This is a genomic window from Brevibacterium marinum, assembly GCF_011927955.1.
Classification (GTDB): domain Bacteria; phylum Actinomycetota; class Actinomycetes; order Actinomycetales; family Brevibacteriaceae; genus Brevibacterium; species Brevibacterium marinum.
This window is the reverse complement of the sequence record NZ_JAATJN010000001.1, coordinates 883,093-898,602: the sequence shown is the minus strand read 5'-3', so window position 1 is coordinate 898,602 and position 15,510 is coordinate 883,093. Positions and strand designations below refer to the sequence as shown.

At 65.9% G+C, this 15,510-nt stretch carries 14 protein-coding genes; 11 read left to right on the top strand and 3 right to left on the bottom strand.

Annotated features, from left to right (window positions below):
* Nucleotides 1-117 precede the first annotated feature (117 nt).
* The 7 genes from BKA07_RS03915 (at nt 118) to BKA07_RS03885 (ending at nt 7,103) form a co-directional block, all read left to right on the top strand.
* Nucleotides 118-783 carry a sigma-70 family RNA polymerase sigma factor gene (locus BKA07_RS03915; RefSeq protein ID WP_167949739.1) on the top strand — a complete coding sequence of 222 codons (666 nt, stop codon included), beginning with the start codon at nt 118-120 and terminating at the stop codon, nt 781-783.
* Nucleotides 780-1,712, top strand: coding sequence for an anti-sigma factor (locus tag BKA07_RS03910; RefSeq protein ID WP_167949738.1), 933 nt, complete (start codon nt 780-782; stop codon nt 1,710-1,712). Before BKA07_RS03915 ends, BKA07_RS03910 begins: the two co-directional genes overlap by 4 nt.
* 102 nt (nt 1,713-1,814) lie before the next feature.
* Nucleotides 1,815-3,299, top strand: a complete 1,485-nt coding sequence (locus BKA07_RS03905; RefSeq protein WP_167949737.1) for a sensor histidine kinase — start codon at nt 1,815-1,817, stop codon at nt 3,297-3,299.
* A gap of 3 nt (nt 3,300-3,302) precedes the next feature.
* Entirely contained in the window at nt 3,303-3,953 is a 651-nt protein-coding gene (locus tag BKA07_RS03900) for a response regulator (protein WP_167949736.1), read from the top strand.
* Between the two features lie 143 nt (nt 3,954-4,096).
* Nucleotides 4,097-4,984: an ABC transporter ATP-binding protein gene (locus tag BKA07_RS03895; protein ID WP_167949735.1), complete on the top strand. Its 888-nt coding sequence runs from the start codon at nt 4,097-4,099 to the stop codon at nt 4,982-4,984.
* Nucleotides 4,981-6,147, top strand: coding sequence for an ABC transporter permease (locus BKA07_RS03890; RefSeq protein WP_167949734.1), 1,167 nt, complete (start codon nt 4,981-4,983; stop codon nt 6,145-6,147). Before BKA07_RS03895 ends, BKA07_RS03890 begins: the two co-directional genes overlap by 4 nt.
* 380 nt (nt 6,148-6,527) lie before the next feature.
* The gene (locus tag BKA07_RS03885; protein WP_167949733.1) at nt 6,528-7,103 is read left to right on the top strand and encodes a GNAT family N-acetyltransferase; all 576 of its coding nucleotides are present in this window, start codon (nt 6,528-6,530) and stop codon (nt 7,101-7,103) included.
* Between the two features lie 66 nt (nt 7,104-7,169).
* Here the strand turns inward: BKA07_RS03885 and BKA07_RS03880 are convergent, their stop codons facing one another.
* The 3 genes from BKA07_RS03880 to BKA07_RS03870 form a co-directional block, all read right to left on the bottom strand.
* Entirely contained in the window at nt 7,170-7,904 is a 735-nt protein-coding gene (locus BKA07_RS03880) for an ABC transporter permease (RefSeq protein WP_167949732.1), read from the bottom strand.
* Nucleotides 7,901-8,752 (bottom strand): ABC transporter ATP-binding protein, encoded by an 852-nt coding sequence (locus tag BKA07_RS03875; protein WP_167949731.1) that lies wholly within the window; start codon nt 8,750-8,752, stop codon nt 7,901-7,903. Before BKA07_RS03875 ends, BKA07_RS03880 begins: the two co-directional genes overlap by 4 nt.
* A gap of 66 nt (nt 8,753-8,818) precedes the next feature.
* The gene (locus tag BKA07_RS03870) at nt 8,819-9,487 is read right to left on the bottom strand and encodes a TetR/AcrR family transcriptional regulator (protein WP_167949730.1); all 669 of its coding nucleotides are present in this window, start codon (nt 9,485-9,487) and stop codon (nt 8,819-8,821) included.
* A gap of 174 nt (nt 9,488-9,661) precedes the next feature.
* Between BKA07_RS03870 and BKA07_RS03865 the strand changes: the two genes are divergently transcribed.
* The 4 genes from BKA07_RS03865 (at nt 9,662) to BKA07_RS03850 (ending at nt 15,465) form a co-directional block, all read left to right on the top strand.
* Nucleotides 9,662-10,930, top strand: a complete 1,269-nt coding sequence (locus BKA07_RS03865; RefSeq protein ID WP_167949729.1) for a pyridoxal phosphate-dependent aminotransferase — start codon at nt 9,662-9,664, stop codon at nt 10,928-10,930.
* Between the two features lie 97 nt (nt 10,931-11,027).
* On the top strand, nt 11,028-12,956 hold the full coding sequence (locus tag BKA07_RS03860) for a helix-turn-helix domain-containing protein (RefSeq protein WP_167949728.1): 1,929 nt from the start codon (nt 11,028-11,030) through the stop codon (nt 12,954-12,956).
* A 257-nt stretch (nt 12,957-13,213) separates the two neighbouring features.
* On the top strand, nt 13,214-14,533 hold the full coding sequence (locus BKA07_RS03855) for a hydroxymethylglutaryl-CoA reductase, degradative (RefSeq protein WP_167949727.1): 1,320 nt from the start codon (nt 13,214-13,216) through the stop codon (nt 14,531-14,533).
* Complete coding sequence (locus tag BKA07_RS03850; RefSeq protein ID WP_342448987.1) at nt 14,530-15,465, top strand: hydroxymethylglutaryl-CoA lyase; 936 nt, start codon at nt 14,530-14,532, stop codon at nt 15,463-15,465. Before BKA07_RS03855 ends, BKA07_RS03850 begins: the two co-directional genes overlap by 4 nt.
* Nucleotides 15,466-15,510 lie beyond the last annotated feature (45 nt).

Genomic DNA, 15,510 nt, shown 5'->3' with positions numbered 1-15,510 from the left:
CAGTGAGGTGGCCGGGGAACGATCCGCTGCGTCGAGATCGGGCTCCGGCCGCCGCCGCTTTCCTCGAAGATATGGAGGATCGATGAACAAGTTCCGATCAGATGACATGATTGGTCAATGAGCTCAAATGATCCGACTGCGTTTCGACACGGCCCCCCGGGCAGCGACCGGCGCATACACGAGGACCCGCGCGCTGACGGCGACCAACGTGCGAGCGACGACCCGCAGCCCGCCTCGGCGGATCCCAGCGGATCTCTGCTCGTCCGGATCGCCCGCGGTGACGCGGCCGCTTTCGAGGAGCTGTTCGTGTCCCAGTCCCGGATCCTCATGGCTGTGATCCTGAGAATCGTCAAGAGCCGATCGCTCGCCGAGGAGGTCCTCCAGGAATGCTTCACGGAGGTGTGGACTCACTGCAAAGGCTACGACCCCGATCGTGGAACCGGTCGAGCATGGCTGGTCACCCTGTGTCGCAGGAGAGCCATCGACTGCGTTCGCAGCGTTGCGGCCCAGCAGAACCGCGACTTCGCCGATGGTCTGCGCAGCACCGCCGAGTCGGGTGAGCAGGTCGAGCAGACGGTCATCGAAAGAACTGAATCGGATCGCACGGTGACAGCGTTGAAGATCCTGCCGGAAGAACAGGCCAGACCCATCGTCATGGCCTTCTATCAGGGCCTGACCCACGCCCAGATATCGGAGGGACTCGAAGTTCCCCTCGGTACGATCAAGTCGCGGATACGCGATGGAATGAAGAAGCTGCGAGAAGAGTTGGAGGCAAGTCGATGAGCACCGATCGTGACTATCTGGCTGCCGGCCTGGCCCTGGGCGGTCTCAGCGACGCCGAACTCGCCGAGGCACAGGCACTCGCAGACTCAGACCCAGACTTCCGTTCCGAGGTCGCAGCGTACGAGGACACCATGGCGCTCATGGCCGAATCCGATGCGGAGCTGTTCACTGCAGCAGACGCCCCCGATTCTGCGCCGGACGACGCGGTGGAGCCTGTCTCCGCGGCCACCCGGGACGCGATCCTCTCCATCCCGGAGACCCACTCACAGGCCGAGCCCGAGCAGAGCGAGCCCGAGCAGAGCGAGTCCGGACAGGTCGAGCCCGAGCAGAGCGAGTCCGGACAGGCGTCTCCCGGACCCGGTGCTGATCGGCAGAGCTCACCCGAACATGACTCAGCCGGCCGGGAGACAACAGGGTCCGCGTCTCCGCCCCCTCCTGCCGACCTGGCCGAACACCGTCGGCAACGTCAGCCCTGGGTGGCGTGGGTCGCTGCCGCGGCCGCGGTCATCGTCGTTGGAGTCATCGGCGTGAATTCCTGGCAGCTGCAGCAGAACCAGAGTGAGATGGAGGAGAAACTCGCCTCGACTCAGCAGCAGCTCGAGGACTCCACTCGCCTGATGGAGGCCGGGGACCTGCGAACGAGCACCGCCGATCTGCCCGAGGGCGGCGAAGTCACAGTGTTCTCATCCGAGAACGAGCAGCTCATCCGCCTGAATTCGAGTGACGTGGACACAGCTCCAGCCGGGAAGTCCCTGCAGATGTGGGTGATCGGTGACGAAGGCCCCGAGAGCGTCGGACTGATGACGGAACAGCCGGTGACCATCGCCGACGAACCCTTCGGCTCGGGGAGTCTGTTCGGCATCACCGTGGAGCCCGAGGGCGGTTCGGAGCAGCCGACCACCGATCCGATCGTCGCCATCGACCTGTAGCACCGTCGTCCATGGACCTCCGCCCTGAGCCGGAGGCCCATGGACCACAGATCCCCACCCCGGCGGATACCCCGAAGCGGATCGCCTGTCTAAGCTGGGAGGATGGCGGAGAACTCGACATCGCAGACCCCCACACGCACAGACGTGTATCTGGTGCTCGCGCTGGCCGCAGCCTCGATCGTCTTCGCGGTGCTGTACAACACGACGAGCTATTGGCCGTTCAAGGGACCCCTGTGGCTGATCTGCCTGATGTCCGTCCTCGTCACCCTGCCACTCATCTGGCGTCGACGCTATCCCAGCCAGACGGCGTGGATCCAGGCCGCCGTCTTCGTCACGGCGCAGGCCCTCGAGATCATGGAGCCCGGAGTCACGCAGATCATCGTGTTCATGGGCGTGTACGCGGTCGGTGCCTGGCAGCGCAATCGCCGAGCGGCGTTCATCTCCCGGCTCCTCCTGTGCGTGGGAATCTTCGTCTATCTGTTCGTCTCGATGATCCTTCAGTTCGAGTCGTTCACCGATATGACGGTCCTCCAGTTCGCGGCGGGGTCGGCAGTCACCTTCCTCGTCAACGTCGCGTTCTTCGGCGGTGCCTGGCTCTTCGGCAACCGTGCCTGGAGCCAGCGGAGGATCCTCAACGAGCTGCGCTCGGCCAACGCAGAGATCCGGTCCCAGGAACAGCAGCTGACGAATCAGGCACTCGACCTCGAGCGGGTGCGCATCGCCCGCGAACTCCATGACGGCATCGCCCACCACATCACCGGCGTCGGCATCCATGCCGCGGCGGCCCGACGCAGTCTCGAGAAGAACCCCGACAAGGCACGGGAGTCGCTGAAGACCATCGAATCCTCCACGCGGGAAACCGTCGACGAGCTGCGCGCGCTCGTCTACACGCTGCGGGATACGGACGATGCGAGCATCGGCGAACACAATGCGCAGGGCAACCCCGGCCTCGGCGACGTTCCAGAGCTCGTCGACGCCTCACGTCGATCGGGCCAGCGGATCACGGTCCACACGATCGGCCAGTCACGCCCGCTGACACCGATCACTGAGATGTCGCTCTACCGCGTGATCCAGGAGTCCCTGACCAACTGCCGCCGCTACGCGGGTCTGCACGCCGAGGTTCAGGTGCGTCTGCGCTACGGCTCGACCGAACTCGAGGTCGAGATCAGCGACTCCCGATCCCCCGGTGCGCTCAGAGACGAACCCCGCCCTCACCTTGAACCCGCACCGGAGCACGACCTCGCCCCCGCGCCGGAGCGGAGCCACGAGCCTGCACCCGAGCCTGCACCGGAGCGAGACCCCGAGTCGGATGACGACGATTCCGCAGGCACCCGAGTTGCCAGGCATGCGGGCTCGGGTCTCGGAATCATCGGGATGCGCGAACGGATGAGCGCCCTGGGCGGGACCCTCGAAGCCGGCCCGAAATCACGCGGCGGCTGGCTTGTGCGTGCACGGATTCCGTACCCACGCAACGTCGCCGAACCCGAGGCCGAAGCCCCCTCACCCGCTGCTTCGGAGACCGCCGCCTCGTCCACCGGACCCGACGCCCCTGCCTCATCCGCCGCCGACTCCACAGCAAAGGCCTGAACCGTGATCCGAGTCCTCCTCGTCGACGACCAGTCGATGGTCCGAACCGGCTTCCGCACCATCCTCGAGAGCGAGGACACCATCACCGTCGTCGGTGAAGCCGAGAACGGGCAGGTTGCCATCGACCGGGCACTCGACCTGTCACCGGACGTCATCTGCATGGACGTCCAGATGCCCGTCATGGACGGACTCGAATCCACCGCGGAGATCGTCCGTCGAGGCGCGGCCGGCGCGGTCCTCATGCTCACCACCTTCGACCGTGACGACTTCCTGTTCCAAGCGCTGGCCGCCGGTGCCAGCGGATTCCTGCTCAAGACCGCCGAGGCGGAGCAGCTCATCGACGCCGTCACAGCCCTGGCGAACGGCGACGGGCTTCTGTCCCCCGAGGTGACCCGACGCGTCATCGAACGCTCCGTGCGCAGCCCCGAGACGACCGCCTCGGCGGCCCCTGAACTGGAGCTGCTCACCGACCGCGAACTCGAGGTCCTCCACCTCGTGGCCACAGGACTGAGCAATGGGGAGATCGCGGGCAAGCTCTTCGTCGGCGAGGCCACCGTCAAGACGCATGTGTCCAATCTGCTGACGAAGCTCGACATCCGCGACCGGATCCACGCCGTCATCTTCGCCTACGAGAACGGAATCGTCGGCGGCTGACTCAGTCGCTGACACACTCTGCGCGCAGTCGGCACGGAGCCGCCACGTGCATTCGGCCGTACGGCGCTCTCCCCCTCCCCGCTGAACCGAAAATCCTCCCCACGGCGGATCCGCGTCGACCACTCACCGCATAGCGTTGAATCATGATCACTGTGGACGCGATTTCGCGCAGCTTCGGCGACAAACAGGTCCTGCACGACCTGAGCTTCTCCATCGGCGCCGGTCGGATGACCGGATTCGTCGGCTCCAACGGCTCCGGCAAGACAACGACCATGCGCATCATCCTCGGCGTGCTCGCCGCGGACTCCGGTCGCATCACCGTCGACGACGAGGACATCACTGCCGCGCACCGCAGCGCGATCGGCTACATGCCCGAGGAGCGCGGCCTCTACCCGAAGATGCCGATCATCGATCAGCTCATCTACCTCGCCCGCTTCCACGGACTCAGCCGTCACTCCGCCCGCCGTCGCGGACTCGAACTCCTCGAGCAGCTCGACTTGGGCGGCGAACCCGGCGACAACCTCGAAGCCGTCAGCCTCGGCAACCAGCAGAAGGTCCAGATCGCCGCGGCCCTCATCCACCGTCCGCGCGCCCTCGTGCTCGATGAGCCCTTCTCCGGACTCGACCCGGTCGCCGTCGAACGCACCCTCGAGGTACTCAAGGATTTCGCCGACACCGGCGCGCCCGTCCTCTTCTCCAGCCACCAGCTCGACCTGGTCGAACGCCTCGTCGACGATCTGGTCATCATCGACCGCGGCCGCCTCGTCGCCAACGGCACCGCCGATGAGCTGCGCCGCGAGCGCAGCAGCCCCGAGTGGATCCTGCAGACCGATGCGGACATGGGGTGGGTCCGCGAGGTCCCCGACATCACCGTCGTCGAGTTCGACGGGAACTGGGTGCGCTTCGCGGCCCCGAATCCGGACACCGCCGAGGCGGTCCTGCGCAGAGCCATGTCCGTGTCCTCGGTGAGGTCCTTCGCCCCGCACACCGTCGCCCTCAACCGACTCTTCCAGGAGGTCACGCAGGCATGAGCACCCACCAGGATGCGAACACCCCCACCACGACCACCTCCAGGAAGTCGGGGCTGGCGACGACCGCACAGACGAAGCGAGCAAGCTTCACAACCGCCATCGGCCTCGTCATCGAACGTGAGATCATGGTCCGGCTGAAGTCGAAGGCGTTCATGATCTCGACGCTGCTGAGCATCGTCCTCTTCGGAGCACTCGTCGCGGTCTCCGGATCGCTGCCCTCACTGTTCTCGTCCACGGACAAGGTGGCGATCACCTCGGCGGGGGCGACGGCGGTGGAGGGAATCGACGGCATCGAACCTGTCTCCGTCGACAGCGAAGACGAGGCGAAGGACCTCGTGACCTCCGAGGAGGTGGAGGCCGCCGTCGTCGCGGACGGGCAGTCCCCGGTCGGTGTCACGGTCATCGCCGAACGCTCCGCGCCCGAATCGCTGACCGGCGAACTCAGCCAGGTCCCGACGGTCGAACTCCTCGACCCCGACGCCCCGGACCCGGGCCTGACGTACCTGATCGGCTTGGGCCTCGGGCTCGTGTTCTTCATGTCGGCGGTGACCTTCGGCACGACCATCGCCTCGTCCGTGGTGGAGGAGAAGCAGTCACGGATCGTCGAAATCCTGCTCGCGTCCACCTCGGCGAAGGTGCTGATGTTCGGGAAGGTCCTGGCGTGTTCGATCCTCGCCTTCGCACAGATCGGCCTGACGGCACTGTCCGTCCTCATCGGTGCCGCCATCAGCGGAAACGACCTGGTGCTCGGCAAGGTCACCGAGCCGATCGCGTGGTTCATCCCACTCTTCGTCGTCGGCTTCGTCATGATCGCAGCTCTCTACGCCGCGGCCGCCTCGATGGTCTCCCGCACGGAGGACCTGGGTTCGACGTCCAGCCCGATCATGATGCTCATCTTCCTGCCCTACATGGGAGTCATCATCTTCTCGTCCAACGAAGCGGTGATGGCCGTACTGTCCTACATTCCGTTCTCCGCGGCGGTCGCGGTCCCGATGCGAGTCTTCCTCGGCACGATCGAATGGTGGGAGCCGTTGGTCTCCCTGCTCATCCTCGCGGTCACCACCGTCCTGGCGCTGCTGTTGGCGACGAGGATCTTCGAACGCTCCATCCTGCGCTCGGGCCCGAAGGTGTCGTGGAAGCAGGCGCTGAGCCGGCCGGACTGAGTCGCGTCCGGCTTCGGCTACCCGAACCGGCAAAAGCACCGTGCAGGTGGAGTGGTCTTGCAGGTTCGGGTAGCTGAAGGGCCAATTGTCGCGGGCGATGCGCACGGCGTCGGCACGATTGCGGCCGTCGGTCTTTCCGATCGCCGCCGACAGACGGTTGCGCACGGTGCCCGAGGAGACGAACAGCGCCGAGGCGAGTTCCTCGACAGGCTGGGTCGATGATGCCATTTGTCACGATGTTCCCGTGTGCGCCCCGGGTGTTCACTCTCTCCAGCTACCTCAACCTGCATTGGCAACCCGCCTGCACGGTGCTTTTGTCGGTTCGGGTAGCTGAAGCGGCTGGTGTTCCAATCGTCGGCTTCGCGTGATTGAGTTGGACCATGGATCCGATCGAGCTGCCCCTGACCACCGACCGCCTGCAGTTGCGGACGTATCGCGAGTCCGACGCCGAGGCGCTGCTGCCCGTCATGTCGCGCGAGGACGTCTCGCGGTACCTCCTCCAAGACCCCTGGACCGCTGAGGATGCAAAGGCCGAGGTCGCGAAGCGCATTCCGCGAACCGGACTCGAGACCGAATCCCGTGCCCTGGCACTCGTCCTCGAGACAGCAGAGGGCCTCGACGACATCGAAGGCTCGATCGTCATCGGCGCCATCGCCCTCTGGCACGACGGGGAATCAACGGAGAAGGCCGAGATCGGCTGGATCCTCGACCCCGCGGCCGGCGGGCACGGCTTCGCGACCGAAGCGGCCATCGCCGTACTCAATCTCGCCTTCGACCACTACGGGCTGCACCGGGTATTCGCAGGGATGGATGCCCGGAACACCACCTCGGCGAAGCTGGCCGAGAGGATCGGCATGCGGCAGGAAGCACACCTGCGTCAGGACTGGTGGTCGAAGGGCGAATGGACCGACACCCTCATCTACGCGATGCTCGCCAGCGACCGTCAGAGGGCCTGACCCGGGCCTTCCATCTGCGCCTTCGCCGCCATGACGCGGGCACTGCCGCCACGTCCGATGGCGCACTCACGGCGTCCTCCGCCGCAAGGTCAGCGAGCCGACGACGATCGCACCGACGATCCAGCAGGCGATGAAGGCCACGCGCAGCCAGATGTAGCCGGAGTCCTCATCGCCCGTCGCGACCGCCGTCAGCGCGTCGATGGCGTGCGACAGCGGCAGCCAATCACCGACGACTTCGAGCACCTCGGGCAGCTGGTCACGCGGCAGGAAGATCCCGCCCAGAAGGATCTGCGGGAACACGAGCACAGGCATGAACTGCACGACCTGGAACTCGGTGCGCGCGAAAGCGCTGGCGAGCAGCCCCAGGGCGGTGCCGAGCAGGGCATCGGCAACGGCGACGACGAACAGCAGCCATACGGAGCCCTCGATCTCGAGGCCGCAGACCAGCGTGGCATAGGTGACGGCCACGGCCGTCTGCACCACTGCAAGCAGGCCGAAGGCCAGCGTGTAGCCGAGGATGAAGTCGCCGCGTCCCAGCGGCATCGAGAGCAGACGTTCCAGGGTTCCGCTGCGACGTTCGCGCAGGGTCGAGATGCTCGTGACGAGGAACATGACGATGAACGGGAACAGTGCGAGCATCGCCGGCCCGATGGTCGCGAAGGCATCGGTCTCGTCGAAGATCCAGGCGACGAGGCCGATGAGCAGGCTGGGCACGACGAGCAGCAGGACGATCGTGCGGGGATCGTTCCGGATCTGGCCCAGCACGCGGCCCGCTGTGACCAGAGTTCGCATCGGAGTCATCGCCTGCCTCCTGTCCGACGACTCGACCTCTTCCGCCTCTGCCTCACAGGTGCAGCCTCATCGCGTGAGAGCAGGTGTGTCACGTGCTCGGGTCGAGATGGCAAGTCCTCGGGGCGAGACGGGGAGCCGCTCTGCGCGGAATCGGCGGTGATCATGGCGAGGAATGCGTCCTCGGCGCTGCCGGCACCGGTCGACTTAAGCATCTCCGACGGCGTGGTGTCGGCGATGACCGCTCCGTCGCGCATGAGCAGCAGGCGGTCGCAGCGCGTGGCCTCGTCCATGACATGACTCGAGACCAGCAGGGTCGTTCCGTCGTCGGACAGCCGCCGGAAGATGTCCCACAGCGCGGCCCGCAGCACGGGATCGAGTCCGACGGTCGGTTCATCGAGAACGAGAAGATCCGGGGAACCGAGCATCGCCGCGGCCAGGGATACCCGATTGGTCTGTCCCCCGGAGAGCGTGCGGGCAAGCTGCTCAGCCTGTCCGAGGAGATCGGTGCGCTCGAGAACGCGGTCCACGTCTGCGACGGACGCGCCCTGCACACGGGCGAAGTAGCGCAGATTCGCGCGCACCGTGAGGTCGTCATAGATGCTGGCCCTCTGGGTCATATAGCCCACCCGGTGACGCAGCACTGCGGCACCGGCGGGCTCCCCGAGCACGGTGACCCTGCCGTCCGCGACGATCTGCACGCCGACGATCGCCCGCATGAGGGTGGTCTTCCCACTGCCGCTGGGCCCGAGCAAGCCGACGATCGCGCCGCGGGGCACGTTCAGATCCAGTCGGTCGATCACGGTGGTGCGACCACGGCGAACGGTGAGTCCTCGCGTCTCGACCCCATTATTCATCATATGATGAATAATGCACCCACGAGTCGATGCCGTCAAGGGTGCTGTCATCCTCAGGCGGCGTCGCCCCTACCCGGAGGCACTCCCGCCGGACTCTCCATCTCTGCCGCCTTCTCCGACCCCGTCGAGATGACCCTGCACCGACGGCGAGAGCCGCGCGGTGAGTTCACCGACCGACAGCGAGGCAAGGGGCTCGAGTTCGAGGACGTGGCGGATGATGAGTGCCCCTGCCATCTGGGTGAGCACGAGCGTGGCCCGCAGGTCCGCCTCGGCGGGAGCGACGCCGCTCTTCTCAACCCTGCCCGCGATGGACCCCTTGAGCTCGCGCATCAGGAACTGCCTGATGAGACGGCCGGCGTCCGAATCGCTGACCGCCGAGCGCAGCACGGTGACCCCGATCGACCTCACCGCTGTCCGCTCCCACGCCGTGAGCACGGTGCGCACGAGCGACTCGCCGAGGCGATCGTCCGGGGCGTCGAAGGCCGACCGGACGATCCGATCGGGGCGGACGGGAAGCCTGACCACCTCGGCGAAGAGGCCCGCCTTGGACTCGAAGTAGTGGTGGACGAGGGCGGAATCGACCTCGGCCCGCCGGGCGATGCCGCGGATCGAAGCCGCGTCGTAGCCCTTCTGCGCGAACTCTGCGGACGCGGCATCGGCGATCGCCTTGCGCGCATCGCCGCTGCTCACCTTGCGCGGACGCCCCCGACGACGGGGATGAGACTCAGAATCCACCACGTCACTCACACTAGCGCCGGTCGATCATGTTGCGCAGGTCACGAAAGGTCTGCACAACGAGCCGTTCATCCGGCCAAAGGTTCACGAAACGGGCCTCTGTGAGGTCGGAACCACCTCGGCGAGGGTCATAGCGTGGATATAGCAATCGTCGTATGAAAGGTTCCCACGGTTCACATGTACAGGCAGTCGTCGAAATTGGCCAACGTCCTCTATGACATCCGGGGACCGGTCCTCGAAGAGGCCGAGGCGATGGAGACCGCAGGTCACACCATCCTCAAGCTCAATATCGGCAATCCCGCACCCTTCGGATTCGAAGCCCCCGAGGCGATCGTCCACGACATGGTCAACCATCTCCCCGTTGCACAGGGCTACTCCGACTCCCGTGGCATCCTGTCCGGACGCCGAGCCGTCGTCCAATATTACGAGACCCAAGGCATCCACAATCTGGACACCTCCGAGGTGTTCCTGGGCAATGGCGTCAGCGAGCTCATCACCCTGTCCCTGCAGGCACTGTGCAATCCCGGCGACGAGATCCTCGTCCCGAGCCCGGACTACCCGCTGTGGACCGCATCGGTCGCGCTGGCCGGCGGCACACCGAAGCACTACGTCTGCGACGAAGCCACCGCCTGGCAGCCCGACCTCGAGGATCTCGAAGCCAAGATCACCGAGAACACCCGCGGCATCGTCGTCATCAACCCGAACAACCCGACCGGTGCCGTCTACTCGCGCGAGACCCTGAAGAAGATCGTCGACATCGCACGTCGGCACGGCCTCATCATCTTCGCCGACGAGATCTACGAGAAGATCACCTACGACGGCGTCGAGATGGTCAACATGGCGACTCTCACCGGCGACGACGTGCTGTGCCTGACGTATTCCGGCTTGTCGAAGGCCTACCGGATCGCCGGATACCGCGCCGGCTGGCTGGCCATCACCGGCCCGCTTTCAGAGGCGAAGAGCTACCTCGAGGGAATCAAGCTCCTGGCCAATATGCGCATGTGTGCGAACGTTCCGGCCCAGCATGCGATCCAGGCGGCTCTGGGCGGAAAGCAGTCGATCGAGGACCTCGTCCTCCCGCAGGGTCGGCTCGGCGCTCAGATGGACGTCGCCCACGAGGGACTGAACGCCATCGACGGGGTGTCAGCCCACCGGGCCAGCGGCGCGCTGTACATGTTCGCAAAGCTCGACGTCGACACGTTCGACATCACAGATGACGAACAGTTCGCCCTCGATCTGCTGCGTGAGCAGAAGATCCTCGTCTCCCACGGCACGGCCTTCAACTGGTCGAGGCCGGACCACTTCCGACTCGTCACCCTGCCCTCGGTCGAAGTCCTCGACGAATCGATCAACCGCCTCGGCGAGTTCCTCTCCGGCTACAAGCAGAAGGCCAGCACCACCTGCGAACTGCCGACCGTCAAGGATCTGTCACCGGCAGCGGGGTGAGCCAGCGGCGCGACGGCCGGCTTGAGCCCTGAGCAGGGCGACTGAGGCAGGCGAGAGCCGGCTGAGGTATGCGACGGGCGGCTGAGACAATGGGTCCATGACGGAGCGCGCAGCGGAATCAGACACGGTATCAGTGGAGTCCGTCGCGCAGGCAGTCAATCTGGTGGCGCGTGGAACGCATGTCGACCGCAGCCGGCTGGAAGCAGAACTCGGACGCCGACCCGTGTTGGTCGATTCACTGCTCGATCTGTCCACCACCATGGTGCGCTGGCGACAGAAGGATCATGAACGCGCCGCCCTGCTCGAAAGCGCCTCGGAACTCATCCAGGTCAGGGACACGAAGCGTCTTCTGCAGAAGCTCGTCGACAGGGCCAAGTCGCTGATCGGCTGCGACATCGCCTACCTCTCGGAATACAGCCCGGACACCGACGAGCTCAACGTCAGAGCCAGCCGCGGAGCCATATCGCTCCAGCTCCCAGCACTGCGCGTACCACCCGGAGTCGGACTCGCAGGCCGCGTCGTCCGCGACCGAGCCGCCCACTGGACCTCCGACTACGACCTGACTCAGCTGCCTCATGAGCGACGCGTCGACTCAGCTGTCAAGGCGGAAGGCATGGAATCGCTCCTCGGCGTGCCCATGGTCGTCGACGGCGAGGTCCTCGGTGCCCTGTTCGCGGCGAATCGCTACCCGCATGACTTCGGTGCCGATGAGATCACCCTGCTCTCCGCACTGGCCGACCACGCCTCGGTGATCCTCAAGACCGCACGGCTCATGGGCGAACTCGCCGAGGCGGCCGCGCTGTCAGCTGCCTCGGAAGAACTGGCCGCGGCCAAGGCGAATACCTTACAGCGCCTCGTTGAGGTCGAAGAGCAGCTGACCCAGTTGGTGCTGCAGGGCCACGGTGCAGCAGCCGTCACGGACGTCATCGCCGAAACCCTCCGTGCCGAGGTCCTCATCGTGGACAGCCGGTTGCTCGAATCCCCCGAGTTCCCATCGAACGAATCCTCATCGCCGGGGTTCTCATCCGACGACGGGCTCCTCGGAGACTCCGATGCGAGCAGAGGGGAGATTCTGGCCGCGCTGGACACCAGCCACCGCACCGGGCGCAGTGCTCAGGTCGCCGACGATGAGCGACTCATCGTCGCTTCGGTGGCATCGAACAGTCGTCGGCACAGCGGACTGTTCGTGCGCTTCCGCAACGCCTTGAAAGACGGCGACCACAGCATCGTCGCTCAAGCCGCACAGTCCCTGGCCCTCATCCACATGAACGAGCAGTCTCGTGCCGATGCCGAGAACCGTGTGCGCGGCGAGCTGGCCCTCGACCTCATCGCCGACACCAGAAGTCTGGACGAGCTGCGAGCGCGAGCGCGCTCCGGCAACTTCACCCTACTCGGCCCCTGGCAGCTGATCGTGGTCCAAGCCGGCCCCGCTGACTTCGACCGCATCGGCTCATATCTGGCTCGGATCGAGCCGCGGATCCTCATGACCCAGCGCTCCCCCGGCCTGACCGTGCTGCTGCCCCGCTCGGCTCATCGGACCCGGACACAGCTGGAGGAACTCCTCGCGGCATCAGACGTCCTGCGCGAGAGCCTGATCGTCGTCTCCGACACCGGATTCCAGCGTTCTCAGCTGCGTACCGCAGAGGACGAGCTGTGGTCGTGCGTGCGAGTCCTCAATGCGCTCTCGATCGCCAGAGGCGTCTGTCCCGCCGAGGACTTCGCACCCTACACAGCCATGTTCGGCACAGCCCCCGAGCACGTCGGACAGTTCATGGAGCGCATGCTCGAACCCCTCCGACAATGGGACCGGAGGCAGTCGGCCGATCTGGTCACCACTCTGCGCGCATACTTCGAACACGGCAGCAGCATCAGCCGCACCGCCGCCGCTCTCTCGGTTCACATCAACACCGTCAAACTCCGACTGGAGCGCATCGATACGGTACTCGACAACGACTGGCGAGCCCCCGAATACGCGTTCCGCCTCCACGTCGCACTCCGTCTGGATCAGCTTCAGCGCAAGGTCTGAACGCAGCCGACTCGACTCCCGAACCCCGACTCACAGATCCGAGTACGCACACCATGACCAAGAATCCCTGGCCGAGAACGCCAGGAACCTCAATCATCACTGTCCGAAACGGCCATAGACGATCGAGTCGCGAAGTGCTTGACTGAACTCTGCGCGGAATCACTCTGCGCAGAAGATCCGACCGGCTCTACTCAGACACTTCCGGCAGCAGCGGTCGGCCGACACAGACTCGATGAAGACTCGACAGGAGACACGCAATGGCAGAGAACAGTCGCATCGCCGGCTTCCGCAATATGTCGGTCAACGATCGACGCTCGGCGGTGGCCGAGGCGACCGGCCTCGACGATGGCGCCTTCGCCCAGATCGATGCGACCGCGTTCGGGCCCGAGCAGGCGGCGAATCTCAGTGAGAACGTATTCGGCGTCTTCTCCCTGCCGTTGGGAACGGCCACCAACTTCACGATCAACGGCACCGATGTCCTCGTGCCCATGGCCACCGAAGAGGCTTCGGTCATCGCCGCAGCAAGCAATGCTGCCCGAATGGCGCGCCCCCAGGGCGGCTTCTCCACGAGCTCGACCCAGCCGATCATGCAGGCGCAGATCCAGCTCATCAATGTCGCCGACCCCCATGCCGCCCGCTCCCGCATCCTCGAGCATCAGGACGAAGTCATCGACCTGGCCAATGCTCAGGATCCGAAGCTCGTCGAGGTCGGCGGGGGCGTCAAGGGCCTCGACGTCCGACTCGTCGAAGCGAAATCGGCGACCTACGTCGTCGTCCACCTCCACGTCGACGTCCGCGACGCCATGGGAGCCAACGCGGTGAACACCATGGCTGAGGCCGTCTCCGGCAGTCTGGCCGCGATCGCCCAGGGCGACGCTCTCCTGCGCATCCTCACGAACAAGGCAGATCTGCGCCTGAGCCGCGCACGTGCTGTCTTCGACAAGGAGATGCTCGGCGGCAGCGAGGTCGTCGACAACATCCTCCACGCCTATGAGCTGGCGGCGGCCGACCCCTACCGTGCGGCCACCCACAACAAGGGCATCATGAACGGGATCTCCGCCGTCGTCCTCGCCACCGGCAACGACACGCGCGCCGTGGAGGCCGGCGCCCATTCGCATGCTCAGGCCGACGGTCGCTACACCTCGCTGTCGACCTTCGAGAAGGACGCCGAGGGCAACCTCGTCGGCAATCTCGAGATGCCGATGCCCGTCGGCCTCGTCGGCGGAGCCACGAAGGTCCACCCTGCCGCCCGCACTGCACTTCGGATCGCCGAGGTGAGCACAGCGAAGGATCTCGCCGAGATCATCGTCGCCACCGGTCTGGCACAGAATCTCGCGGCCCTGCGGGTCCTGGCCACAGAAGGCGTCCAGCGCGGCCACATGTCGCTGCATGCGAAGAACCTCGCCGTCTCCGCCGGTGCCACCGCCGAGGAGGCCACGGCCATCGTGGAGAGGCTCATCGCGGAAAAGTCCTTCCGCTTCGATCGGGTCCAGGCCCTCCTCGCCGAGCTGCGTTCCGGGGCACGGACGCCCGATGCACAAGGCACAGGTGCACAGAGTTCGGGTGGCCAGAAATGATGGGCTCGCTCCCCCAGGTCTTCGGCCAGGCCGATCTCCCGGCCCAGGTCAGCGTCTATGAGGTCAGCGCTCGGGACGGGCTGCAGGCCGAGCCTGTCACACTGCCTGCCGCGATCCGGGTCGAGCTCATCTCCCGCCTCGCCGCCACCGGCCTGTCGACCATCGAGGCCGGAAGCTTCGTCTCTCCCAAGGCCGTCCCGCAGATGGCCGACACCCGCTCCGTCCTCGACGAACTCGACCTCGACTCGGGCATCACCTATCCGGTCCTCGCCCCCAACCGACGCGGGCTCGAGGACGCGATGGCGGCGCGAGCCCAGGACATCGCCGTCTTCGTCAGCGTCACGGAATCGTTCTCGCGGGCCAACCTCGGCGATTCCCTGGAGGTGACCACGGCACGCAATCGTGATGTGGCCGCAGCAGCCACCTCGGCGGGGATGCGGGTCAGGGGCTATCTGTCCATGGTCTTCGGCGATCCGTGGGAAGGGCCGGTCGAACCGTCGCAGGTGGTCGGCGCCGCGGGGCAGCTGCTGGATGCCGGGTGCACGACGATCTCCCTCGGAGACACGATCGGCACCGCCACACCGGGCCACGTGACCGCCGTTCTGCAGGCCCTGATCGAAGCCGACATCCCCGTCGAGGCGATCGCACTGCACACGCACAACACCTACGGTCAGGCATTGGCGAACGTCTACGCGGCACTCCAGTCGGGCGTCAGCGAATTCGACGCCTCTGCCGGTGGCGTCGGCGGCTGCCCGTTCGCCGGTTCGGCGACCGGAAATCTGGCGACCGAGGACCTGCTGTGGATGCTCGACGGCCTGGGGATCTCGACCGGTGTCGACATCCGCGCGGTCGCTGAAACCAGCCAATGGCTGAGCCGGCAGCTCGGCAAGCCGCTGTCCTCTGCCACCTCGGCGGCTATCGTCGATCAGTAGCACCACCGTCGATCAGCAGCACCACCATCACGGACCGGCGCCGGG